The organism is Natrialba sp. PRR66 (assembly GCF_034808065.1).
Lineage (GTDB): Archaea > Halobacteriota > Halobacteria > Halobacteriales > Natrialbaceae > Natrialba > Natrialba aegyptia.
On the sequence record NZ_JAXHGN010000004.1, the window covers coordinates 453,191 to 478,196 of the forward strand.

The window sequence follows — 25,006 nt, forward strand, 5'->3', positions numbered from 1 at the left end:
CTATATACCACTCCAGTTATTCGGTCTATGTTCTCGCTCAGATTGGATAGAACGGTTGAGTACAGCTAACGGCCCGCCCGTCTCCGTGAACTTCTGCTCGGACGTACGTCCGATCGACGAGCCGATCACTCAGAACCGTTTCTCCGGTTGCAACGACTTCACCATCCGCGATCCATTCTATTCCCACTGCGTCGGGGGCGTCAACGGAAATTGCCTCGTCTGTCACGTCGATTGAGTGTATGAACGGCGCGTGATGATCCCCGTTGTGCTGAACGTAAAACTGGCCCTCAGTCAATGCCTCCCGGACGGCATCCTTTGAATGAGTAGGCAAGAGCAAGACGTTCCGTGACCGGTTGAACCGTTTGCCGTCCCGTGGTCGGGCACGGCTGTGGTAGTCATCGCCGGCGAATGCCCAGATCGGTCGATCGGGTCCGAAGTGCATGAGCAATCGATCCCAAAGTGCGCGACTCGGGTATCGGTCGTTCGCATTGAAGATCTCCATTCCAAGGAGGATATCAGCGGCTTCGAATACCGATACGTATTGTCCGTAATTGGATACATCGTTATATTTCGAAGGGTGTGGAAGAATCGCTAATCCATCCTGGTTCGCGATACGATCAAGTAGTGTGGTCATTGATGCTTGCTGTCCGTGTCCGATATCCGTGTCTAGTCCAATTACATCGTGAAGCGAACCGTGGTGCGATGCCCGTAATTCGGTACCTGAGAGTGTTATTACACCCAATTCTTCCGGATCGATACCCCACTTCGTCCAAGGCCAACTCGTTTGATCGAGCCGCTCAGGCATCTCTTCATAGGAAACGTCTTTGTACTTCGATCGTTCTACATAGTATTCGTGCTCTGTTAACGAGAAAACGGTATATCCTATATTTCTATATTTCTTCAGTAATGTTCTCGGCGAGGATGCTGGCGAAAGGTTGTTTTTCCCGAGAGCATCGATCGGAATCGTTTCTGCATCGATACCCGGTTCGTGAATGCACGTGTCGTCGCGTATCGTGTTTCTTGGTTCGTGTGTGTGCAACTGTGTTAGATGTTGTTCGTAATCATCCCACTCTACTCCATTATACGGGTGGAATTTTTCCATAGATATCCAGAAGGCACCGCTGTTAAAAATGTTCTGAAATGAGATGTGAAAATAGTGTCATTTTAGAATCATCGGAAATATTGCCCTCATATGGGCTCTAACGCGCCTTTTGCTCAACGGTTACTCAGTGACCCACAATCAGCACGTAATCAATACGGGTTCTGAAAGACCCCCTCTCTCCATAGACAAATATTGGCGCTAATAGAGATATTATCTTGTACTGGTTGACTGGTGTGTAGCGGTGACCGGTGGTTCGTTCCAGGTATGCTAAAGACGCCTTGCGAACTCGAACGCAATATCCGACAGGTCCACAGACCTTCGAGGAGTTTGTGGCGTTTCCTCTGCTCGAATTTGAGCAAACTGGTCGATCGAAGACCGACGAGACGGTACGACTCAATCAAACTCGGTCTGTCGCTCACCGACGCTAAAAACCATCCTTGAAACTGCGCTATAACTCACAAATAACCTCCGTAACAAGCGCAATAAAATATTGTGACCTGATTCTCGTCAGAGTACGCTTACCGACCGCGTCCAGAGTTGCCACCGCCGTTGAAGAACAGTTTAACGTCTTGTTCTTCATCTACAGGGATGTGAACCAGCACTGCGTCTGCGTCAGCATCATAGGCGAACGATGCAGGGATATCCTTCACCTCATCGGCGTTGACCTCCTCATACTTCGTAGAGGCAGCCTGAACTTTCCGAGGGGCCTCTGAAAGATCGAGGTTTAGCAGGTACGACGAGAGTTCCGAATCGTCGTAGTTCTGCACATCGAGTTCACGTTCAAAGGTAACGACACCGCCGTTGTTCTCCGAGACAGAGAAGTGAGTGACGTTGTACTCCCCATCTTCGAAGGCACGAGTCTCGCCGTCATCCTCGTAGAAGGTGTAGGTGGTCTCTCCATCGAGGTAGGTGCGGAGTTCAAGCGTCGTCAGTGGCTTTTCACCGGTATACTGCTGGACCTCACGCATCGGAATGATCGAGCCCTTCCGCACGAAGATCGGAAGATGATCGATTGGCGCATCGGCGGTGATCGTTTGGTCGCCGTCGTAGACCTCGTTGGTCCAGAAGTCGACCCAGGTTTCGCTCTCGGGCAGGTACACCTCGCGCGAAGTTGCGCCTTGCTCGACGACCGGCGCGATCATTATGTTGTCGCCGAACATGAATTGATCAGTGATATCCCGGGTGTCCGGATCGTTCTGGAAATGGTAGACCAGCGGCTGCTGGATCGGCTTGCCAGTTTCGGCGGACTCTTCGAATTCGTTGTAGAGGTACGGCATCAACCGGTAGCGCAGTTCAATGTACTTCTTACTGATCTCGACAGCCTCCTCGCCGAATGTCCAGGGATGCTGGTTGCGTACGTCGACCTCTTGGTCAGATTTTCGGTGCGTATCGGTGTGGTTCCGGAAGTACGGGATGAACGCACCCAGTTCCATCCAGCGCTTGAACAGTTCTGGCGTGGGTCGGCCGGCAAAACCGCCGACATCGTGGCCGCAAAACGCCATTCCCGACAGTCCGAGATTCAATTGCATCGGGATTGACATCTGCAGGTGTTCCCACTCGCTGACGTTGTCGCCGGTCCATATTGCCGCGAGTCGCTGCCCACCCGCGTACAAGTTACGATTGAGCAGGAACGGCCGTTGGTTGGGCTTGTAGATGTCGTATGCCTTGCGGGATGCACGAGCGTAGTCGAACCCGTACATGTTGTGATACTCTTCGTGGAGCATCGTATCTGCACCCGTGCCGTGGATATTGTCTACCGGCATCGTCCAGTCATACTTCTCGTTTTCTTGGAACACCGCGGGTTCGCCCATATCGTTTTTAATCCCGTCAAATCCGGCGTCGAAGAACACGTTGTGCTGGTCGGCCCACCACTCGCGAACCTCGGATCGGGAAAAGTCCGGCCACACTGCATCCGTGGGCTCGTCCGCGACATCCTGGGTCGGCCAGACCGGTCCGTAGAACGTATCGCCGTTGGCGTTCTTGGTCCAATACTCGTTCTCGGTCCCCTCGAGATAGGGACCGTAGGATTCGTCTTTGCCATCGCCATCGATGTCGGCCTCTTCGTCGACTGCGACGCCAGGATCGTTGACCGCGACTGTCTTGATCTCGGGCACTTCTTCATTGAGCGTGTTAAGTGCCTCTCGGTGTGTCCCTTGAATGGTGAAGACACGATAGTCGTCCATGTAACCGATGTCAAAGTGCATCGCGTCCAGCGGGATTTCCTCTTCGCGATACCGCTGGGGTACCTCGGCAAGTTCCTCTGGACTGTACTCCCACTTACTCTGATGATATGCGATGGCCCACTTTGGTGGGAGGGGGGTCGTCCCTGTGAGGCCCGTGTATCGCTCGAGAACATCACTGATCGCAGGGCCGTACGCGAAGTAGTAGGTTAGCTGGCCACCATCAGCCAAGAAGTAGTAGTAGTCTTCTTCCGCCTGAGAGTTATAGCTCTCTCCAGGGGCGTTCGGGTCGTCAGCCATATGGAAGACCGAATGTGATGGATTATCAAAGAAGAGGCCGTACGCACCTGTGTCCGTTAACCCAACGAAGAAGGGAACCGACGTGTAGACGTAGTCGTTGGTGTTTCCGTAGCCGTACTGATCGGTGTTCCAGTTTTCGATTTTCTTGCCGCGCTGGTCGAGAGTGAGTTCGGGCTGCTCGCCAAAGCCGTAGAAGGACTCGTCCGCGTCGGCTTTCTTATATGCGTATGGTTTTCCATCTTCGTAACCCGACGTTCCTTTGTCGAGATAGTCTTCATTGACGACGTTACCCGTTTCGTCGAGAAATTTCACACCGAAGAGATCTTTCGCAACCTCGACAGTGATGGTTTCTGTATCAATCGCAATGGTATTAGCGGTCTCGTCGACGCTGAAATTCGGTGTATCCCACTCTTCACGGCCGTTAGCAATGCCGCGGGACTCGTAGACCTCTTCATCTTCTTCTAGGATCGAAACACGGGCGAAGTCGTCGTTGAACAGGCTAATATAACCGTCGTACTCGCCAAGGTTGAATCTCACTCCTTCTTCGAGGATCTCATACCCCTGGACTGACAATTCCATGAGATTATCCTCATCCAATTCAGGTTCATAATGGATCTTTGAATCATAATGATGTCCCTGGACAGGGACGGAAGCAACGGCACTTCCTGCAAGAAGTGCAGCGGTCGATTTCAACACAGATCGTCGATTAGTACCATGACGGTGTCTTTCAAACATCCGATGAAGTATTTCTTCGCATTTGTAATAATATTTCTGCTAGCCAAACCTACAGTAAATAAATAATGTACATTTTCCATTGTCAGTTATATACTGTTGTTATCTATGTGGTTTTACATACTCTCAGTAAATCTCGTGAGTAGGCGAGTGAGGGGGTGGGGTGTATTCGCCATTGTTCCTGGTGTCCGAGCGTTCAATAGACGGCTTTGGTAACCACTAGGCAGCATCAACTTCTGGGGAAGGTCTCCGGTGGCGTGAGAGGCTACTCTAGGCTAGTTTAGCCACAATTTCGATGGCATCCATGATAGCAGAACAATAATCGATAGAAATCGTACTAGAGACCACGGGAACGATACAATGGATCACTGATATGTAGTCAGCACTCAACGCCCCTCAACAGTCGAGAGGTCAATCGTACTTTCGAAAGCCCATATCACGGGCCATCTCTCGAAACGACTGCCGACACAGCCAGATATCATACTTGCCGACCAAGCCCTGTTCTCGACCAGTGTCTCTACAGACGCGCTGGTCCCCGGTACGTCCATCCTTGGTGTCGGTACCGTCGTTTGATTCGCTCGTGTCGTTGGTCGTCCCGCTGTCGGTCATGCCAACGCCTCCGCTCTTCGTCTCAGCGACGGATCGATCGTCGTGTCCTCGACGAGTTCCTCGAGAACGGTCGTGGCGTTACAGTCGACTAACCCGTTGAGGGCGTACCGACGGAACTCCCCGCGGAGGCCGCTCATTCGGACGAGAACTCCGAGGTTCGTTGTCTCGCCCGCTCGGACGAGTGCATCGATTTCGTCGTAGCGTTGCGTTCGTGAAACGTTCTTCTTGACTACTGTTTGGAATGTCATAGACATCGTTCAGTGGGGGTTATCGTGCGTCTTCGAGTGTGCAATACGAGTCTTCGTGGGCCGAGATCCATGCCGTCACCAGCGAGTCTTCCGGCGCGATCGAGTAGATCGTACACAGATTCGGCTCCGAGTCCGTCGATTCGACGATCGCGATACACTCCGGCGCTGGATGCTCGACGGCCGGTGGTGATCCTGTTTCAGTCGCGCGGTCGTTCGAGTGCTCGTGTGTCAATCTGCGATTCCGATCTCTTCCTGGCCATCGGGTTCTTCCGGCTCACCGTCCTCGCCCGCTTCGGGCTCCTCGAACGTTGGGAACCGATCGTCGAATGCGTCCCAGTCGGCATCCATCTCCTCGTCGGTGAGCAGACAGATCTCGAGGTGTTCACGGATCGACTCGTGATCCATCTCGGTACCGATCAACACCAGTTGACTGCCGCGGTCTCCCCACTGGTCATCCCACATCTCCTCGAGTTCAGGGTGCGCGTCGAACTGCTCGTCGCGCTCTTCGGGTGGGAGGGCTGCGATCCAGTTCCCGGCGGGTGCGACCCGAATCGACTGTCCAGCGACGTTCAACATGAGCGCCATTTCCTCGCGTCCGGCGAGCCAGAAGTGACCCTTGGATCGGACGACGTTCTCCGGGAACGCATCGAGCAATTCGGCGAACCGCTCGGGGTGGAACGGACGACGTGCCTCGAAGACGAACGAGGTCACGCCGTGTTCTTCCTCGGCGGATTCGTGCGGTTCCTGAAGTTCGCGCATCCAGCCAGCCGATCGGCTCGCTTCCTCGAAGTCGAACCGGTCGGTGTCGATGATCTCGTCGATATCGACCCGACCGTGGGTCGTTCGGATGATCTCAGCGCGGGGCTGAAGAACCTCGACGGTCTCTTCGATCTCGGCGAGCGTCTCCTCGTCGACGAGGTCGCACTTGTTCAACAGGAGGATGTCACAGAACTCCACCTGCTCGACGAGCAGATCGCCGAGGTGTTTCTTGGTTCCGTCGTCATCAAGAACCTCGTCTGATTGCATCGCCTCGTTGAACTGGTGAGCATCGACGACGGTGACGGTAGTGTCGAGGTGACAGCCCTCGAGCGGTTCGATGCCAGTCTCCTCGTAGAACTCTGTGGGATCGAGATCCGACTGGTCGAACCCGAGCGTCAGCGTCTGTGCAACGGGTAGCGGTTCGGCGACGCCAGTCGACTCTACGACGATTGCGTCGAACTCCCGGTTGCGCGTGAGCCCGCCGATCGCGTCGAGCAGGTCACCACGAAGTTCACAGCAGATACAGCCGTTCGAGAGTTCGATCAGTTCCTCTTCGTCCGCCGAAATGTCGGAGGATTCGGCGACGAGGTCTGCGTCGACGTTCACTTCCCCCATGTCGTTGACGAGTACGGCGAGGTCTCGGTTATCGCTCTCGCGTAGCACGTGATTGAGCGTGGTTGTCTTGCCGGCACCGAGCGTCCCGGATAGCACTGTGACGGGGATCGTCTGCTCTTTCATCTGTTGCTAACAACTGTACCAAGGGTAATATAAGTTATTATCTCTGCCGAAGATGTTATTAACTAGCGGGGAGTGTCTTTGGACATCAACACACCATCTTCCGTATGACGACACGCAACTCAACCCGAAAATTCGGCTGTGTCATCGTCGGTGGCGGAATCCACGGCACATACCTCGTCCAGCGTCTCCTCGAAGATGCTCCCTTCGACAAATCCGCCGTTCGTATCGTCGATCCGCACGACCGGTTGTTGGCGTCGTTCCGCGAGAAGGCACGCGCCTGCAGCATGGAGTTTCTCCGATCGACGTTCGTACACCACGTTGGAACCGAACCGTTCGGTCTCGAAAGTTTCGCCGAAGCGAACAATCGAGAGGACGAACTCGTTCCGACGGTCGACTACCCGCCGCGGCCGTCGCTCGACCTCTTTCTGGACTATTCGGAGTACGTAATTGATCGAAAGGAACTCGGCTCGCTGCATCGTCAGGCCGCCGTCAACGCAATTCGCGAACTCCCCGGCGAGACGGGGCTTCGGCTCGAGACGACCGTGGGACCGATCGATACCGAATACTGTATCTTGGCGATCGGTCACGGCGGTCGGTACCGCTGGCCCGACTGGACGGCAGGCCTCGACGGTATCGAACACGTCTGGGAGGGATTCGATCCAGACGCGTCGGTCGATCGAACCGTCGTCGTCGGCGGCGGGATTACGGCAGCACAACTCACGTGTGAGTTGAGCGAGACGCAGTCGGTGGCCCTGCTCTCGCGACACCCGCTCGAGTGGGAGGTCTCTGAGGCGGACCCGCCATGGATCAACTGGTCGCACATCGAACGAAACCTCCACGTCCACCCGCCCGGGTCGAGCGAGCGATTCGATATGATCTCAGAGGCTCGATACGACGCGACGATTCCGCCGTATCTCTACGACGAGTTCGAGAACCGAACCGACGATGGCGTGGTTACGCTCGCACAGGGAGCGGTCGACTCGGCGACGGTCGAAGACGAGTCGGTTCGGCTTTCCCTCGACCACGGGTTACAACTCCTGGGCGATCGGGTCGTCCTCGCGACCGGATTCGAACCGGTGTTCGATCACCCATTCGTCGATCGAATCGCGGACGAACTCGAACTGGCCCGAGGGTATCGAGGAATGCCCGTCCTTGACGACAACACGCTAGCCTGGCAGCGCGGTGACGGGCGGTTCGTTCCGTTGTATGTCTCCGGGGCGCTTGCGCTCGGTACGGTCGGACCGTACGCACCCAACGTTCCGGGGGCCAGGCGGGCCGGGGATCGGATCACGGCCACCATTACACAGCGCCGCTCCGGAGAAGACAACACGGGCACGTCGGTACATGGGACGGAAGTGTCCGATTGATCCGGTTCAGCGTGGGAACGAACGGATCGATTTCGTCCACGGCCGAGCGTCCCGTTTTTCGACGTTGGGGTTGGGTTCGAAGAATCCGACGATCAGTTTTCCCGTTTGCCTGAACCGATACGCCAATACTGACTGATCGGCCAAGAAAATCGAATGTTCGACGGTTGTGACGCCATCGACGGCCCGTGGACAACCGACGAACTGCTGTCGACAGTTCCTTCGACAAACAACTTTGACAGGGTGTCGAACTTGAAGACCGGTGGTGTACCGACGATAGCGTACACACGCTCAGACACTGTGACGATACATCGGAACTAGTCGAGCAAATCGTTACGGGGAACGAACATTTTCCACGACACTGGGCTTTTTTACAGCGCCGAACTTCGGACTCACAGTTACATCCCCAGCCGTGATATGCCACGTTGTTCGTCCGTGAGTTCGGATTCGAGAAACCCAGCGATCAGCTCTCCTGCGCGTCTAGCACCGATGACGTTACGAGCGAACGGGCCAAGGACCTGCTGTGCAGCGACGCCCGAAACCGCGATCCGCGAGGGTGTCTCGTCCTGCCGCATCCATCGGAGCGTGTCGTCATCTAGAACGGGTGTTCCACGGTAGCCCGTTTGCAGCGCCGATTGCTGACGGAGATGACAGAACAGTTCACCGTCGTACGGCGATCCGAACCCCGTCGCACAGATCAGCTCGTCGAGACAGAACGCGCTGCCATCACGACAGGTGACGACGACCGTTCCGCCAGCTTCCGTCGCAACCGCGATTTCCGATCGTTCGAGTTCGACCTGCTCCCGTTCGAGCGCTTGCTGGAGTCGACGAAACACGTACGGTGGCATTGTTCCGTCGTATCGAGCCTTGGAGACCAGTTCCTCGCGGGCACGTGACGCCGGTGGGTGAACGTGGAGTTTCTCGGTCACACCCGAAAAGTGCATCCAGTCGGTGCTTGCCTCGAGCGTCTCTATGCAAAACGGGCTTCGGGCGAACAGAACCACGTCCCGGCCTGGTAACTGGGCAACCCTCGTGGCGAGCTGTGCGGCGGTGATGCTCCCACTGACGATACCGACGGACGATGTCTCGCCGATCGCGTTGGGATCGAAGGTCGGCTCCCAGACGTGAGTCACGGATGCGTGCTCGTTATTGAACTCCTCCTCGAGACGCTGCAGCAATTGTCCGACGTACGGACTGTTGTCCAAGCTACGGTGGAATCTCTTTCGCTGAGACTGCCTGCTGCTTGTGCAAGCCGGAGTTTGTCTGCAATCTGGCACTCGAGTGGACTGATACGAATCGGGCTGTCATCGAATTCGACGGTGAGCGGGTTCGACAATCCGTTCGAGAGTGAACAATTGCAGGTCGTCACGGTCAGCCGCTTCATCACGAACAGATCGCGTGAACCCGTTCCGCGCAAATAGCGCATACTCGTGCCCTACTTCGCCATTATCAGGCGACCATCGAATCTCATCTGTATGGTCTTCAAGCGAGGCAAGCGCACCGTAATCGAGTGGCGCGGACGTGAACTTACACTCACCCGTTACCATCGTCCCGTCTGCATTGAACCCAACCACATCCACCTCATACTCATTATACCACCAGCGGCCGATATCGGTGAACATCAGATCGGGATAGAGGTCAGGAAGGATGTCCTGACAGCGATTTTCAAACTCCTGGCTCACAAAGTCCGCCAGCTCCGGTTCGATGACCGTCTCGTAGGCGTCAGCACCCAACCGTTCGTAGCGGTCTTCGTTCCCATAGACGAATCGGAACCAAAACCTGAACAACGGGTCGAGAATCCGATACCGTCCTCGGCGTGACTTCGTCTTGTCCTCCGTCACCGGAACCTCACGTTCGACCAGTCGCAGCCGCTCCAGTTTCTGCGTATACGTCGAAATCTGTTTACCATCGATCCCGACTGTTTGTGCAATCTCGTTCGACGTGGTGTTCCCGGCGGCAATCGCTTTCAGGATGGCAAAGTACCGGTTTGGCTCCGTCAGCTCGGTACGGAGCACGTATTCCGGTTCGTCATGCAGGAATCCCTGCCGTGACAGCAGCGACTGCTGGATGACTGTTCCGAGGTCACCATCCAGATCGATGCCGTCCAAATAGTATGGTGTCCCGCCAAACACGCCCCATGCGAACAGAAGTTGTTCGGGGGTATAGCTCTCGGGAAAGAACGTCCGCACGGCAGCAAAATCGAGCTGGCGGAGATCGATCTTCTCAGTGAACCGGCCATATAACGGACTGTTCCCGAGGAGCGTCGCCTCCTCCATCATACTGATCGAGGATCCGACGAGCACGAGCGTCACGCCTGTGTCACGCAACTCCTGATCCCAGAGTCGCTGGATAACCGAGGGAAGGCTCTCGTCGGCGTCAATTAGGTACGGGAATTCGTCCAACACGATGACTGCATCCTGGTCGGCGAGATATCCCAGCAGCGATTCCCACTCGCTCTCGATCCGGTCGATTCCCGGAAACGACTCAGCCGCTACGTCCACGAACGTATCCAGTTGGATCTGCCGGGTTGTTTCAGTCGCTTGGTACAAAACGGCGTCATCGTGGTTTGTTAGTGACTCTCGGACGAGTTCGGTCTTCCCGAGACGGCGACGCCCGAAAATTACGACCATGTCTGCGTCGTCCGACTCATAACACTCTCGAAGCCGACTGAGTTCATCCTCCCGATCCACGAATCGATCCATACACTCTGACTGGCGTCCAGCCAGATAAAACCCTCGAATAACCTAATCCAGAATAGGCTAATTGAGAATTGCCTAATTGGAGATTGTTCTCTGGACATACTTCGGGACAGCAGAAATGGCTCTCTATCGCCACTGGCGACTGCGAGGACGACCGACAGCGGTCAACCACTATCGTGTGTCGCTTCCCGTCGTCTTGCTCGATAGTCCAGTACTTGACTGGCATACTCGGCATCGTCTCGATTGCTCTCTGCAACGGCTTCGAACGATTGGCGCGAGATTTGTTCTGCCACTCATACAAGAGCGTGGGCGGTTGTACAAGATAATTCGTGCGGTGGGAGGAGTAGTTACTCGTGTTTTCGCGATCGAAAACTGTTGCGTCCATTGCTGCGTGACCAGGAGACTTGTATAGCTGCGCCTGTTGGCGCAGCACTCGCTAGACTATCATCTTCATCCTGCCGAACGCTTTCAGTAACGTTGAGTGATCAGGGAGGTCGGCCGTATTGAGGCTGATTTCCCCGAGTATTTGTGACCTTTCGTTCAAGAGATCGAGCGCTTCCCGATAGGACCTCTCCATGATTGAAGAAGAGGCTCTTAACTCCAGTAAGAATGGATTACCAGACCTAACTACGTGAAAATCGATGCGGAGGCTGATCTTTCCGTGTTAGAGCTTAGATAGTGAGATCTCCGTCACTGAAGGTGCTATCGATAGTATTCCACTACAACAATTTAACATCTTTTACCCTAATATATAAGATATTATTAATTTAATATACTATATATTAAGGTAATTATATCATCTCTGACTCGAAAGTAGGGGTTGCAATGTCCGATAGTAAAACATCCTTAGCAAAGCAAGTCGCTGAAAACCCACGATTAATCGGAATTTTATTCACGATCTGTCTACTCCTGTCACAGGCTGGGACAGTTGCGGCAGGGAATGGCGGTTCAATTTATTAAATCAGCTGTTGGCTGATAGCATTATATAAAGAATATTTTAGAAGAAAGATCGCACCAGTAGTTCCTACGTTGCAGTTGTTAGCATGGGCGAGTGCCCCGCGCCACCGTGTGCGGGGGTAAAACCCGACACCATCCCCGACTAACCACTACTTGGATAGCAGAATGTTAGAGGAAGGAAAAGAAATCATCTGATGACCAGTAAAATCTGTCATCAAATTCCACGGGGATTTCTTCAAGTTGAAGGAATCGCTTCAGAGTGTCCCTGGAAAGTGTGAATGGTGGGAGTTCGGTTCCTGCAAGAAAGTGTTTACTAACAGATGGAATATAAGGGATGTACAGCGCTCCGATGCCGTGCTGTGAATGATACGTAGAGATGCGCAGTTCGTAGCGATCCTCTTCAACTGAATCAATGTGGCAACGGTTCGCAACTCCACCGCCTGATTGGGCTACAGTGATACCACCGTCACCGACAACTCCGTACTGATTTCCAACAAATCGATGGGTACGTGCGAGGTTTACCGCTGAGCGCAATGTAAATCCACTATTCAATAGACGTGCAATCAATTGTCCGACAGCAATCGCATCTTGATTCTCGACTACACTATGTGTGATGATCCCTCCTACGCTCCCGTTCTTAATCAGTTGCAATCCATGCTGATACGATTCGCACCCGTTGAGCAGAAACGTGTCGACGCCGACCTGCGTTAGCGTCCGAGAGTCGAGTTCACCGTCGCTACAAATAAACGCTTCACCATCAACATGGCCAATATAGTGGAGGAAATCGGTATCGGTTGCGAAGACTTGTCGAAGACTATCGATAGAGAGATTTCGATGGATAGTGACATCAAACGGAAGTTCATCCCGGTTGCCATAGAGTCCATCCGTGCTTTCATTATACTCGGCTGCCATTTGTTGATCGTTACAGACGATCGTTATGTCAATAGCATCGCTTGCATCCCGAGGAGAATGGTTTAGTCCGTTCTCAAATGCACTCGGTAAGAGCTTATTTGCACCAATCGGCGTCCCCTCTCCAAGCCACGCTGTCTCGAATGTGTCGGTTTTTGGCGGTGAGACGTACGAGTTGACACCATCACATAGGTGATTGGTTTCGTCTGTCTTTTCTCGGTCGCTGTCTTTCGATCTGGTGCTGGACCTGACGAACGCGGCAATGTCAGCGGATGGTGCTGATGGACCCTCCGTCGATTGAGCCGTCTGGCGAGCCGTTTGGATGAGCGAGAGATCATTAGCGAGGAACGGTAATGCCTTCGCGTTCTGCGGATTGGGGGTCACATATGTGACAAGTTGCCACGTTGGCCGAAACTCCTCAGTTGTATCGAACGGAATCGAGAGGTAGATTGCGAGTTGCTCGGCGATGGTACGGTCGTACAATTCCTCAAAGGGAAGCGTGACGTGTGCTTCGATCTGTTTGCGTTCGTGAAAATCAATGTCGTAGATTCCCTCCGTCCTGGTTACGGTGTCGAGGAAAAATACGTGCTGGAGGGTACGCTCGATAGATGACTCGAACTCCTCGGACGATTGCCCCATCTTGTACTCGAAACCGGCGTCGGTTTCAATACGTGGATTTTCACCGGTGACAACAGTCGCACCGAGATAATATGCAAGCGAACTGGTCGCATAAATCGCGTTCCGGTCGGGTGGCGCAACGATCGTAATACCGGTATCTGGGGACTCAATTTCATCCGGAACATGCAACTGATCAGCGAGTTCAAGGCGAGGTGGATGTCCTCGAAATGATGGAAGCGACCGCTCGCAGGTCGTGGTCTTCAGTGCGGACCCAAACGTCGAAACGGCACACGCCAAGTCGGTTGGATCAGCGGTTGATTTGACGGTTGCAGCGGGTTTCTCGTGGAGGGACCGTGCACCAAGTTGGACGTGGATCGGCGACCCGAAGTCGAACGCCAGTCGATCGTCCGATGAAGCAATTGTGATCTCACTCCGGACACATACGTAGAGTTTGATTGGTGCCGTCAACTCAAGCAGGTATACGTTCTCCGGTAACGTCTCGTACGCGTAGTGTTCCGTTTCGAGAAGCATTTCTCCATGCTGATCACGAACGCATGTCGGAACGACGTACGGTAGCACCAATTGGTCCGTTATGAACTCGACTGCTGTATCAACTGGAAAGTGAAAACTGTCGGTTCCGATTTGCTGTGGATCGATCTGGGTGGATGTTTGGAGCGGGAATTGACGATTCTCTATCAGATCAATGACCGTTACGCCCGGACGATCATCGGCTGCTTTGAACGTTGGATTCACGATCTATTTGTGCTCATGATTTGATGCGCCGTGGTTGAAATCGTTCTTGCAACCTGTCGATCCTTTCGGCGTACTCCTTCAGTCGATTCGGAGTGTGAACCACTCGGTCGTGTAGTCACTCCGATGGAGATGCCAACGTTGCATTGGCTCGACTTCATTGATGCGAATCTCGATTGTTGCCTCAAATAAGGGCTTGAGTGCCTGTACATACTCTGATTCGTATTCGACCGGAAAAATATAATGGCCGATCCCCGATGCGGAGGTGACTTGTTCACAGATCGGTTCAAGGATCGATCGGGTCCTCTTGACACCATGTTCTTCGAGGAGCGGACGGAGGGAATCGAAACAAAACCGCAGTTCTGTTGGTTCCAATTGTTGTTCTTGGATCATCTCTACTGTCGCTTCGATAGTAGTAACGAACGCCTCGATATTTTCATCAACTGTTTTGACTGTTATCTCTGGTGTATCCTCTGAATTACGAGCGCTGTGATGGTCGGGGCCAACAGGTGGAACGGATCTATTTTCGGATGGAGTGTCGGTGTTCGTATCAGGGAATGTGTAGGAATCGGTATCCGTATTGGGTTGGGGATCTGTAATCGATTGAGATTCGGGAACAGCCGATCGGGCTGTGCTCGCATAGTTGATGGCTCGAGCAGTCTCGGTGGTGTCGTTGATTCTCGATAGCCGATCAATCGCCGAATTGATGTGTCGATCGAGAAGTGCAAATAGTCGTTGTCGATCACGGTCGCGTTCACCAAGCAGATTACTGCTTGCGAGGTCCATAACCGAATCCGGCACGGCGCCAACGAGCAGTACATTAGCACCAGTCAGTTGAAGCCGCTGAAGCGCCGAACCGATAGCAATTGTCTCGTCAGGTTCGATGAGGACATCGTAGCCGAGCGTCGAGAACTGGACCGTCGCGCCGGCGCGAGCAATCCTATCTGCACGCTTGCTGTTGAGACGTGCGAGTGCGGAACGGTCGAGGATGTCATCAATCGCTTGGCGAACGTGAGCAGGATCATGGCCGGAGTGGTCGGCTACCGCGCTGACTACTCCCGCAGCGAGATTACTGGTAGAGCGGCTGTTGATGCCCTCTGATACCGGTGTGACGTGTGGCCAGTCGGGTTTGATATCCACGATAGCCGGATTTGCACCCTCTTGTCGAGAGAGACTGATATCGCTGTTTTCGGTAATGGTAATGGTGTAACCAGCGTAGGAAAAGCGGATCCTCAGCCATGCTTCATCGTGCCGGTGGTTAACCCGGACAAGCGTATTTAGGGCTTCAGTATCGACAACATCGTTGAGTGGCGGTAAATCTATCAGCCCTGTATCGGACTCGTCGGCAACTGCTTTCACGACAGCATGACTCGGCGGTTCACTATCGGATGTGCACTGTTGACCTCGAGACGGAAATACGGGCAAATCATTCCGATCTGAATTCTGGTCGTCTTCATCAGTCATTGAGATGATTGCTGTACAATCGGCATGGACGAAAATCTCTCGGATTATCAACGTACTACCGCCATATTTTTAAATTACTATTATATGAGAGAGATTGTTTGATAGACAGATGTTACTATATTGATTATCAACTATTGAAAGTAGCATTTATCTACCAGACTTATTACCGACCGTCGTATTCGTATGTATATGGCTGATCAGAATTCAGGTGGCGCCAGAAATCAATTTCCTTTTATCGACCGACAACGTTCATCATCAAGCGACGAATCACGAATTGATGAGTTATTGCTTATTCTGAGTCATCACCGGCGCCGCGACGTTCTCTACTATCTCAGCGAACACGAGTTAGCCAGTATCGAATCACTAGCGACCAAGATAACGGCACACGAGCTCGATTGCTCATCATCGGATGTCACTCCGGATGATCGCAAACCAGTTTTAATCGACCTCTATCACAACCACCTCCCCAAACTTACCAACAGTGGTTTGATCGAATACGATCGGCGAAGCGGGGCAATCAAATGGTCGTTGGAATCAAGTCACATCCATTCGTTATTAGAGCAGTGTTATGAAACCGAACACGCCGATCTTGATGTGAGCGAGTAGTTGGTGAACTAGCGCTTGACAGCACGTAGCCAATCGAGGGAAAGATCCCCATTCTACGCACTTCGTGCATTGAGGTAGGGTCCCTGTTCTATGACGCGACTTGTCGATCGTACTGGAATCCGAAAGATCGTCCCGATCTAAGCCGAGTCCGTTACGAACCTCGGCCATATTCTCTAGCCAATACGCTGTTTCACGGTATCTGTAGCCCTCTTCAAGCCGAAAACAATGCAGAACAACGTGGAACCAGCCGGCGAGTTCGCATGCTTCCCAACGCTTGTTTAGATTCTCTCAGAACTCAGTAACGTACGTTGTGAGGAACAGAGCCGCGTTGTAGCAGGCATGAGAAAGGATCGGGACGGACAGGTTATTGACTCGTTCGTAGAGAACACCCATTACGACCGCGAGAGAGAACGGGACGGTGCTGAGAAGGAGCACACCCTCTGCCCCGCCGAGATAGCCGATGGCGTGGGGAATAACGAACAGAAATGCAGTGGCAACGATGGCAGCACTGGGTCGCATACTCCGCATCAGTCGTTGCTGAATCACACCGCGGAACAGGTACTCCTCCGCTGGCGCGATGAGTACGAACGACAGTGCTGCCATCACGAGCACCATCGTCGGATTGCCTGCTATGAACTCTTGATCCACACGGCCGAACTGAACGTCGAACATGGTGCTGAGTGCACTAACTCCGGTTGCAATCCCGAGCATGAGGAGTGTGCTGGCGATCACCCACACACCCTGTCTCGGTGTCGGCAGCGTTATCGGCACTGACTCACTGAACCATCGTCGGAGGTAGAGCCATCCGGCGATGGCATAGCCCGCTTCCGACAGAATGATCGTTGCGGTGAGCGCAGCGAGACTGGTTCCACCCAGCACAAATAGGGGGAGCGAAAGAGCCGTTCCGATCAGGAGAGCGGCGACGACCAATCCAAGGCCGATTACAAGCGCACGTACCCTACTACGCCAGCCGGTTTGTAAGGGAGAGCCGCTCAATTCGTCTGCTTGTTGTCTGTTATTCATTATTCCGTTGAACATTCCCGCGTCTAGATGATATATTCACCGCTACGACGTGCACTCTTAGTATCCCTCTCAAGATCAATACGTTTGAGGCGTATGTAGTACAATCGAACTATTGGCGTTCACAAACTGCAAAAGAGGACTGTCAATCCAGTTCTTTTACGACTGTCGCAGGATTACCTTGAACAACGACATTCTCTGGAACATCTTCAGTGACGACGGCCCCTGATGCAATAACGGAGTTGTCACCAACCGCCACGCCGGGGTTGAGAACCGCTTTACCACCAATCCAGACGTTATCTCCGATTGTTACTGGTTTGCCGTACTCTGGTCCGTTGATTCGTTCGATTGCATTGAGTGGATGAGTTGCTGTGTAGATGTGGACCCCTGGTCCGATTTGGCAGTTCCGTCCGATATCTACCCGACATACGTCCAAAACAACGCAGTCGAAGTTCGCGTAGAAGTTCTCATCGACGTGGATATTGTATCCGTAGTCACAGCGAAACGGTGGCTCTATGTGGCACTGGGTACTGACTGAACCAAGAAGATCTTCTAATACTCGCTGTCGCTCTTTCTGCGCGTCCGGTGTCGTGTTATTGTAGCGTCTCGTGAGGTCTCGTGCATGTTCCCGTTCGGCCACTAGTTCAGGGTCGTCGGCATCATACAACTCCCCGTTCAACATCTTCTCTTTCTCACTGTTCATAGCTGTCACTGGCTATCTGACTAAATAGGAGTTTCTGAGCAAGGGTCCTCTAGTTCAGTACCTCCTCGGCTCATGTGCGTCCATTCAGCGCTTGGCTTGGCCGATCGTGGTTGTAGTGGTGACTGAACCGTCTGACCCAGCGGCGTGCGCTGGACTGTCTCGTCAGAACGAGTAAATTGATGGACAACAGCGACTTCAGGCACTAGATCAGGCGGTTCGATGCACTACTTTGGACAATTCTGGCTTCAACTTCTAGCGGATCTCTACTGGCGAAGTGACTGTGCTTATTCACAGTGCCACTAAGATGGCCTAACCCAACGCCCCACGGTGATTCACCAAAGCCTTTCGAAACTGGTCTGTATTGATCAATCCCTGAAAGAAAATTTGTCCCACAGGACTATGATCAACAAAGCTACTTCGACGTCGAAACACTCAGTAAACTTATAAAGGACATCGAGTTCGCTAAAGAGGGTCTTCAGCCGTATGGCTGGCCGATATGATTCAGTAACCGGAACTCGAACTCGATCCAACCGGTGGCCATGCCGACGGCTGCCCCGACGAGAGACGGATTAGGGATTCGGCCTGCGTTCTCATCGTGGCGGTGGAGCAAGTCTGTCTGGAGTTTGGACCCGAAACCGATCTCACGATGGGAAGCGGCGGAGACGGGAGCGGTCAGATACGCTTTTCGACGGTTCGAACGCCTTCCGAGAGCGTCTGGCGCTTGAAGTACATCGCCTCAACCGCGAAGACCGCCGCGGCGATGACGACGACCAGCCAGAAGACCGCGGGGAGCTGTGAGTAGAGATACCACGTCAGCATGACGAAAAACGCCGCCGAACCGATCGCGCCGACCAGTGGTGGGATCGGGTTGAGGTCGATGTCGTCGGAATCGCGCACCGTCAGCGCGAGCGCGCACATCGAACCAAAGACGACGATAAAGGCCAGCGAGGCGAACTCGACGACGGCCTCGAGACTACCGAGGGCGGTGAACGCGGCTGTCAAGGCGCCGATAACGAGAACGGCCCGTTTCGGTGCGGCGTCGGCGTCGGGGTCGCCCATCTCGTGAGGGAGAATGTCGTCGCTGATGAGGTTCTTCGCAAACAGCGCCTCGCTGAACAGCGTCGAGTTGATCGCACTGGCCGTCGAGACGAGTCCGGCGATTCCGACCGCAAGCGCGAGCCACTTCGAGATGAGCAGAGCACCGTAGAGCAGTGCCGGCTCGGGCTGGGCGGCGATCACCTCCTCGGGTAACAGCGTCGTGATAACGAATCCGACAAGGATGTAGATGACCGCCGCGATCGGGATCGAGATGGCCACGCCCTTCGCGAGCGTCTCATCGGGATCGTCGAACTGCTCCTGATCGTAGAACAGGAGCTGCCACCCCTCGAACGACACGAACCCAACCGACGCCGCGAGAATTGGATTGAACCCGAGTTGCGAGAGTCCGAGTCGTAACTGAAAGTTCGCTGCCCCGTACCAGAGCCCGATGAGACCGAAGACGGCGATGATACCCGCCTGTACGAACACAAGCAATCGCTCGACCGACGCCGACGAGCCCGCACCGAGGAGGTTCAGGCCGACGAAGACGGCGACGATGCCGATCGAGAGAAACTGGCGGATCGGGAGTCCGAAGACGTACTCGACACCGATCATCATCTGACCGTACATGCCGAACGCGTAGGCGTACATCGCCATCGTCCCGATGTAGCCGACGACGAGCGTCCAGCCGACGACGCCGGCCACCGTCGATCTTCCCAACAACTCCTCGATGTAGGTGACCGAGCCGCCGTTGCTATCGGTCGCGTCGTTGAGCTTGATATACGAGTACGCACAACAGCAGACGACGACGGTCGGTAGGCTGTAGGCAAACCAGGTCAGGATACCGGCGGCAGCCACGACGATCCCGATTGCCGCGTAGATCCCGCCGCCAACGATGCCGCCGACTCCCAACGCAACGGCCGTTCTGACGCCGAACTTACCCTGGTCGTCACCGCCGTTGTCGTCGCTCACGATCCATCACCCACCGTCACGACGCGGTTCTCTCCGACGAGCCGCGGATTAACCCGTGCAATCGGATGGACGCGGAAGTTCTGAACGCCCGCGTCCACGGCGAAGCTATTCTCGAACGAACAGATCGGCAGGCAGACCCGGTCTTCGAGCAGCCTCGTGATCGCCGCCTCGTACAACTGACGGCGTTGGTCACGGTCGTCCGTCCGTCGAGCCGACTCGAGCCGGTCCATGACCGCGTCCTCGCGGTAGAACGTTCCGTTGGTCACGCCGGTCATGTTCTCGTGAAACGTCGGGTAGAGGTGTGTGTCCGGGTCGGGCGTACCGCTGATCTCGCCGACGAACACCGCGTAGTCGCGCTCGGAGCCAGAGACGTACCGGTCGACGAACTCCGTTTCGGGCTTCGAAATGACGAGAGCGCCGTGGTCGGCGTCCCGGAGCCCGCCCGCGAGCGCCTCGCCGAACTCCTTGTGTTTGGGATCCATCGACGTGAGGATGCGGAGCTGACCGCTGGCTTCGTCGGCCTCGCGAAAGAGGTTCTTGGCCCGTTCCACGTTCTTCTCGTTGGCGAGGTCCGTCCACTCGTCGACCGGCAGGTCCCAGTCGTCGGCCACCTGCGGCGGCAGCGGACTGTACTGGCGCTGACCCATGGGCTCGACGAACTCGGAGACCGCCGTCTCAAGGTCAATGCAGTAGCTGATCGCCTTTCGCACCCGGTGGTCGGTCGTGGGTCCCTCGTTCAGATTGAACCCGTAGTAAAACGACGTGTACCCCTCGCGGCGCTTCACCGACGCGTTCGCGACGTCGCTGACGTGATCGACGATTAGCGGCGAGACCGGCCCGATTACGTCGTTGCGGTTCGTCCGGAGGCTCGTCAGCTGGGTGATCGGGAACTCGACGTACGCCAGCGTGAGGCGCTCGATCTCCGGTTCGGTCTCGCCCCAGTAGTCGTCCCAGCGGTGCAGTGTGGCCTTCTTCTCCGCGCTGAACGACGCGGCCTCGAACGGGCCGGCGCCGATCGGATCCGTGGCGAACGCCTCCCTGTCGTCTTCGCGTTCCTGCTTGGGCACGATCGGATGCGTCAGCGCGTGATCGAGTCCCGGATACAGCTCCTCGAGCGTGAATCGGACGGTCCGCTCGTCCTCGGCCGCGATCGATTCGAAGGGGCTCACCCGCCACGCCGTCGGCGCGTCCTCCTCGAGCGGCGTCTCAAACGAGTAGACGACGTCCTCGGCGCCCACGCCTCTGCCGTTTTGGAACCGAGCGCTGTCGTCGAGTTCGACGATGACTTCGCGTCCGTCGTCTTCGGTCGTCGGCTCGCCGTCGGCGATTGAGGGGACGATGTCGGTCCCCTCGCCGTACGCGTAGAGTCCCTCGAAGACGCTCTCGATGGCCTGTTCCGAGCCGATCGAGTCGGCCGTAATCGGATCGAGCGTGATCGGTGGTCGGAGAGTGCCGATCCGGAGTGTCGAAGCAGGACCCGTCCCTATCGTTGTCGAACAGCCGGCCAACAGGGCTGCGCTCGTCCCTCCGATACCGGCGAGCAGGTCGCGTCGTGTCGGCCGTCCCCGGTTGTCCCCCGTGTTCTCTGCGTTCATCCCCCTTCGAGGATCGGTTTCGGTCAGGATGCCGTCGCGTCCGAGGTTTCGTCGTCGCATCGGGAACTAATTGTGACTGTCGGGGCGGAGAATTTTGGGTAGCGGGCCTGCTCTTGATGGGTGTCGACCGACCGCTATTGACGGCGAAGCTACCGGTCGAGAGACCGGCCGGTCCGTGATCGACCACCGACCACGGTGACGTCCCGCATCAGCTAACCCACGCAGCACGTTGACTTTCAGCGAGATGTCAAGCATCGCCGCCGGCTCGTCACAGATCAGGAAGTCTGGATCTAGAACCAGCGCCTTGGCGACCGCTACGCGCTGGCGCTGCCCGCCGGAGAGTTCGTGGGGGTATTGGTTGAGGAATCCCTCAGCAGGGGTCAGCCCGGCCTTCTCGAGCGTCTCGACGATCGCCCGTTCTTTTTCGTCCGCGCGGGAGTCGTGGATCGTCAGCGGCTCGCCGACGGGTTTGCAGACGGTCTGGCGGAGGTTCAGCGAATCGAAGGGGTCCTGAAAGATGATCTGGACCTTCCGCCGGAACTCTTGGAGGTTGCCGTCCCGATAGTACTTGTAGGCGTCGAACATGAAGTCGCCTCCGGTCGGATCCTCGAACAAGGCCATTGTCTCGCCGAGCGTCGACTTCCCGCAGCCGGACTCGCCAGCGATGCCGAGCACCTCTGACCGACGGACGGACAGTGAGACGCCGTCGGCCGCTTTTACGTAGTCGGAGTCCCCGCCGCGGAACTTGCTCAGCAGCGGCTGGCTCTGCTCGTAGTATTTTTCCAACTCGTCTGTCTCGAGGATGACTTCACCACGGTTGGGGTCGGCGTCGCCATGAAGGATAACAATTCGTGAAATTACCGGTGAAAAAGGGTCAAGGGTTGGAATAAGCGATGAGGCTAAATCAGCAGTACGACTCTTTACAACATATGGTATCACTAGACACGATCTTCGACCTGCTCAGCGACGAACGCAGGCGATATGCTCTATACTATCTGTACGAGCGAGACGGCCCTGTGCCGATTGAGGAGCTTGTAGAGACGATCGCTGATTGGGAAGATGATCCACCGGAAGATGATTCGTGGGAAAAGTTCGATGAGATAGTGGTGGACCTACAGCATACTCATCTTCCCAAGACTGCGGAGGTCGAGTTCATCCAGTATCGTCGTGATAAGGGGGTTGTTCAGGTACAGGGTGCGCCACCGAAATTTGATGCGTTCGTGACTGTCGCCAGATTGCTTGAACAGCCTGAGGACGGTTGACTGCGATTTGAAGCGGGATTTTTCTGGTTCTCCTTTCTGTTCTGGCTGTTGCTTTTATTAGTCTTCCCAGTTGTGCAGCGTGTCGCGGAACACGTCCGCGACATCCTCCTTGGTCACCGGTCGGGGGTTACACCGTAGCAGGCGCTCCTGCGTATTGACGGTCTGCTGGGCCAGCCAGTCGATGTCCTCCTCTGTGATTCCAGCAAGTTCGGTGAGGCCGCTGGGGAGTACGTTTAGGTCCTGCTGGAGCTGGATGTACTCCTGTTTGAGTGCGTTGGCGGCCTCGCGGTTCGGCATCCCCGCGGTTTCGACGCCGAAGATATCGGCTACCTTGGCGAACCGCTTGGGGTCACTCGCGGAGTTGTAGTCGATAGTGCTCGCGGGGGTGAGTACGGCAATAGTCTCACCGTGGTATGTGTGGTACTTGTTTCCAACTGGATACGCCATCGCGTGACAGAGGCTGGCACCGGCCGTGAGCCCGGAGATGGCGCCGAACAGTGCACCCAGCAACATATCCTCTCGGGCGTCGAGGTCGTCACCATTGTGGACGGCAGTGCGTGCACTCTCTGAGAGGAGGCGGATCGCCTTCTCGGAGAACATCTCGGTGAGCTGGGTTCGGCCGGCGTATACTGGGCGCTCGGCCGGATCGCTCGCACGCAGCAACGAGTCATGCTCGTGGGTGGTGTACCCCTCAATCGCATGGCCAAGCGCGTCCATCGCCGTCCTTGCGGTGAGTTCCGGCGGGAGCGTCGTCGTCAGCGTGGGATCGAGAACAGCAGCATCGGCCCGGACGTGGTTGCTCGAGATGGCCTCCTTGATCTCTTTCTCCGGCACCGAGAGGATGGCAACTGGCGAGATTTCGGCGCCGGTGCCGGCCGTGGTCGGTAACAGCACCAGCGGCGGCCCAGACTCAGTGAGACTTTGGCCGTCGCCGGTCGGTTCGGAGATGTAGTCGAGCGGACTGCCGCCGTTGGCGTTGATCGCGCGAGTAGCTTTCGCGGTATCCATACAGCTCCCGCCGCCGAGGCCGACGTAGAAGTCATATCCGTTATCGGTCTGCTCCCGGACAAACGAGAGGCAGTCCTCGATAGCACTGATCGAGGGTTCGCGCTCTGACTCGTCATACAGGTCGGCATTGAGGCCAGCGTCCGTGAGGTGGGCAACGACACGGTCCGCGTGGCCGGCATCGGCGACCCCCTCGTCGGTGATCACTAGCCCGGTGGCTGTCCCCTCGACGCCGAGATCGCGCAGTTGATAGGCGAGTTCATCGGTGGCGTCCCGGCCGAACCGGATTTCCGGCATGTCGATATGCCAGACGCTCTCGGGAGAGAGTTTGTGGCTGTCGGCCGAGACGGAGCGGTCGTAGCTCATTCAGGACCACCCCGATCGGATCTCTTCGAACTGGTCGGGATCGTGACCGTACACCACCTCGGCATCGTGGGAGCGTTCGAGGTCTTTCAGCGTTTGGAGACTATCGAACCACTCCTGGTTGCTCCAGAGTAGACCGGCACCCAGCGGCACTTCGTCCTCGTAGTTGACCGACTGGTAGATCTCATCGCCCGCGAACACAAGCGTTCCATGGTTGTCCAGATGGATTTTCGTCCCCATGAGTCCGGGCGTGTGTCCCGGGAGTCGAATGAACTCCACGTCCTCGAAGTGGCTCTCGCGGTTTTGGTGGACGATCTCCCAGTTAAGGTCGTGGTCGAAGTCTTCTAGGATGTACGCGGCGCTTCCCTTGTCGGTCTTCTCGGAGTAGTACGCGAACTTGAGTTCCTTCTCGTGAACATACACCGGAACGTCCGTCCCGTCGAAGTGGTGGAGTCCGCCGGCGTGGTCCAGATGCAGGTGGGTCTGAAACACAGCGTCGATGTCATCGAGGCTGTAGCCCGCGTCCGCAAGGTCGCCCTCCAGCGTGTGTTCTTGCACGTCGTGAGGGTAGAACGCTTGCTTGAGACCTTCTGGCCAGTGGCTGTCGAGGGCGTCCTCGTGGTTGCCTGTGTCCCAGAGGATCGTTGCCTCCGGATGGTCGATGACGAGGTTCCACACCGGAATCTCCTCGTAGTCGGTGTCGGGGTTGGGTTCGTCGTACTTCCCAAGTGTGTTGCCCTGGATCAGATAGTTGAGATCACACTTCAACCCACCGCGATGGATCACATCAATGCTAGCATCTACCATATATCCTTAATCAATGTTCAATAATAAATGGGTTTGGGAGACTGCTCCAGATCGAATGGGGGGACTGGTCTTGGCCGATGCAGTAGCGTTGCATATCGTCGTTATCGCAGTTCATTGACAACGGAGTGTCGCTGTTGATCGTATCTCCGTCGTTGCGACGAGATAGACGTCGACATCGGGAGTAGCTGGTCTAGTAGCGGTGGGAG

General features: G+C 55.5%; 18 protein-coding genes and 4 pseudogenes. 3 read left to right on the forward strand and 19 right to left on the reverse strand.

Features of this window, described 5'->3' with window-relative positions; genetic code table 11:
• Window positions 1–37: 37 nt before the first annotated feature.
• From SM755_RS16130 to SM755_RS16150, 5 genes are all read right to left on the reverse strand, one after another.
• Window positions 38–1,102, reverse strand: a complete 1,065-nt coding sequence (locus tag SM755_RS16130; RefSeq protein WP_323173570.1) for a hypothetical protein — start codon at window positions 1,100–1,102, stop codon at window positions 38–40.
• A gap of 518 nt (window positions 1,103–1,620) precedes the next feature.
• On the reverse strand, window positions 1,621–4,317 hold the full coding sequence (locus SM755_RS16135) for a TIM-barrel domain-containing protein (RefSeq protein WP_369335254.1): 2,697 nt from the start codon (window positions 4,315–4,317) through the stop codon (window positions 1,621–1,623).
• A 408-nt stretch (window positions 4,318–4,725) separates the two neighbouring features.
• Entirely contained in the window at window positions 4,726–4,923 is a 198-nt protein-coding gene (locus tag SM755_RS16140; protein WP_006667450.1) for a 30S ribosomal protein S14, read from the reverse strand.
• Complete coding sequence (locus tag SM755_RS16145) at window positions 4,920–5,177, reverse strand: hypothetical protein (RefSeq protein WP_323173572.1); 258 nt, start codon at window positions 5,175–5,177, stop codon at window positions 4,920–4,922. Before SM755_RS16145 ends, SM755_RS16140 begins: the two co-directional genes overlap by 4 nt.
• Window positions 5,178–5,399: 222 nt before the next feature.
• A complete protein-coding gene (locus tag SM755_RS16150) occupies window positions 5,400–6,668 on the reverse strand; it encodes a GTP-binding protein (protein WP_323173573.1) in 1,269 nt (422 codons plus the stop codon).
• A 104-nt stretch (window positions 6,669–6,772) separates the two neighbouring features.
• Here SM755_RS16150 and SM755_RS16155 point away from each other — a divergent pair, with 104 nt between their 5' ends.
• Window positions 6,773–8,035 (forward strand): FAD/NAD(P)-binding protein, encoded by a 1,263-nt coding sequence (locus SM755_RS16155; protein ID WP_323173574.1) that lies wholly within the window; start codon window positions 6,773–6,775, stop codon window positions 8,033–8,035.
• Between the two features lie 395 nt (window positions 8,036–8,430).
• Here the strand turns inward: SM755_RS16155 and SM755_RS16160 are convergent, their stop codons facing one another.
• The 5 genes and pseudogenes from SM755_RS16160 to SM755_RS16180 form a co-directional block, all read right to left on the reverse strand.
• Window positions 8,431–9,237 (reverse strand): hypothetical protein, encoded by an 807-nt coding sequence (locus SM755_RS16160; protein ID WP_323173575.1) that lies wholly within the window; start codon window positions 9,235–9,237, stop codon window positions 8,431–8,433.
• A gap of 99 nt (window positions 9,238–9,336) precedes the next feature.
• Window positions 9,337–10,734, reverse strand: coding sequence for an ATP-binding protein (locus SM755_RS16165; RefSeq protein ID WP_323173576.1), 1,398 nt, complete (start codon window positions 10,732–10,734; stop codon window positions 9,337–9,339).
• A 310-nt stretch (window positions 10,735–11,044) separates the two neighbouring features.
• A pseudogene (locus SM755_RS16170) lies at window positions 11,045–11,308 on the reverse strand (IS5/IS1182 family transposase); the annotation flags it as partial.
• Window positions 11,309–11,856: 548 nt separating this feature from the next.
• Entirely contained in the window at window positions 11,857–13,968 is a 2,112-nt protein-coding gene (locus SM755_RS16175) for a hypothetical protein (protein WP_323173577.1), read from the reverse strand.
• 78 nt (window positions 13,969–14,046) lie between these two features.
• Window positions 14,047–15,429: a HalOD1 output domain-containing protein gene (locus SM755_RS16180; RefSeq protein ID WP_323173578.1), complete on the reverse strand. Its 1,383-nt coding sequence runs from the start codon at window positions 15,427–15,429 to the stop codon at window positions 14,047–14,049.
• A 189-nt stretch (window positions 15,430–15,618) separates the two neighbouring features.
• Here SM755_RS16180 and SM755_RS16185 point away from each other — a divergent pair, with 189 nt between their 5' ends.
• Complete coding sequence (locus SM755_RS16185) at window positions 15,619–16,035, forward strand: hypothetical protein (RefSeq protein WP_152424121.1); 417 nt, start codon at window positions 15,619–15,621, stop codon at window positions 16,033–16,035.
• A gap of 96 nt (window positions 16,036–16,131) precedes the next feature.
• Here the strand turns inward: SM755_RS16185 and SM755_RS16190 are convergent.
• The 7 genes and pseudogenes from SM755_RS16190 to SM755_RS16220 all read right to left on the reverse strand — a co-directional run.
• A pseudogene (locus SM755_RS16190) lies at window positions 16,132–16,287 on the reverse strand (IS5/IS1182 family transposase); the annotation flags it as partial.
• A 36-nt stretch (window positions 16,288–16,323) separates the two neighbouring features.
• Window positions 16,324–17,073, reverse strand: a complete 750-nt coding sequence (locus SM755_RS16195) for a type II CAAX endopeptidase family protein (protein ID WP_323173579.1) — start codon at window positions 17,071–17,073, stop codon at window positions 16,324–16,326.
• Between the two features lie 127 nt (window positions 17,074–17,200).
• The gene (locus tag SM755_RS16200; protein WP_323173580.1) at window positions 17,201–17,758 is read right to left on the reverse strand and encodes a maltose acetyltransferase domain-containing protein; all 558 of its coding nucleotides are present in this window, start codon (window positions 17,756–17,758) and stop codon (window positions 17,201–17,203) included.
• A 70-nt stretch (window positions 17,759–17,828) separates the two neighbouring features.
• Window positions 17,829–17,915, reverse strand: a pseudogene (locus SM755_RS16205) (IS6 family transposase); the annotation flags it as partial.
• Window positions 17,916–18,430: 515 nt separating this feature from the next.
• Window positions 18,431–19,768 carry an APC family permease gene (locus SM755_RS16210; protein ID WP_323173581.1) on the reverse strand — a complete coding sequence of 446 codons (1,338 nt, stop codon included), beginning with the start codon at window positions 19,766–19,768 and terminating at the stop codon, window positions 18,431–18,433.
• Complete coding sequence (locus SM755_RS16215; protein WP_323173582.1) at window positions 19,765–21,423, reverse strand: ABC transporter substrate-binding protein; 1,659 nt, start codon at window positions 21,421–21,423, stop codon at window positions 19,765–19,767. The genes SM755_RS16210 and SM755_RS16215 overlap by 4 nt, the downstream gene beginning before the upstream one ends.
• Before the next feature lie 147 nt (window positions 21,424–21,570).
• Window positions 21,571–22,182, reverse strand: a pseudogene (locus SM755_RS16220) (ATP-binding cassette domain-containing protein); the annotation flags it as partial.
• 110 nt (window positions 22,183–22,292) lie between these two features.
• Here SM755_RS16220 and SM755_RS16225 point away from each other — a divergent pair.
• Entirely contained in the window at window positions 22,293–22,625 is a 333-nt protein-coding gene (locus SM755_RS16225; protein ID WP_323173583.1) for a hypothetical protein, read from the forward strand.
• Between the two features lie 57 nt (window positions 22,626–22,682).
• Here SM755_RS16225 and SM755_RS16230 read toward each other — a convergent pair whose 3' ends face one another.
• Together SM755_RS16230 and SM755_RS16235 are read right to left on the reverse strand one after the other, a co-directional pair.
• Window positions 22,683–23,996 carry a hydroxyacid-oxoacid transhydrogenase gene (locus SM755_RS16230; RefSeq protein WP_323173584.1) on the reverse strand — a complete coding sequence of 438 codons (1,314 nt, stop codon included), beginning with the start codon at window positions 23,994–23,996 and terminating at the stop codon, window positions 22,683–22,685.
• Entirely contained in the window at window positions 23,997–24,800 is an 804-nt protein-coding gene (locus tag SM755_RS16235) for an N-acyl homoserine lactonase family protein (RefSeq protein ID WP_049904077.1), read from the reverse strand.
• Window positions 24,801–25,006 lie beyond the last annotated feature (206 nt).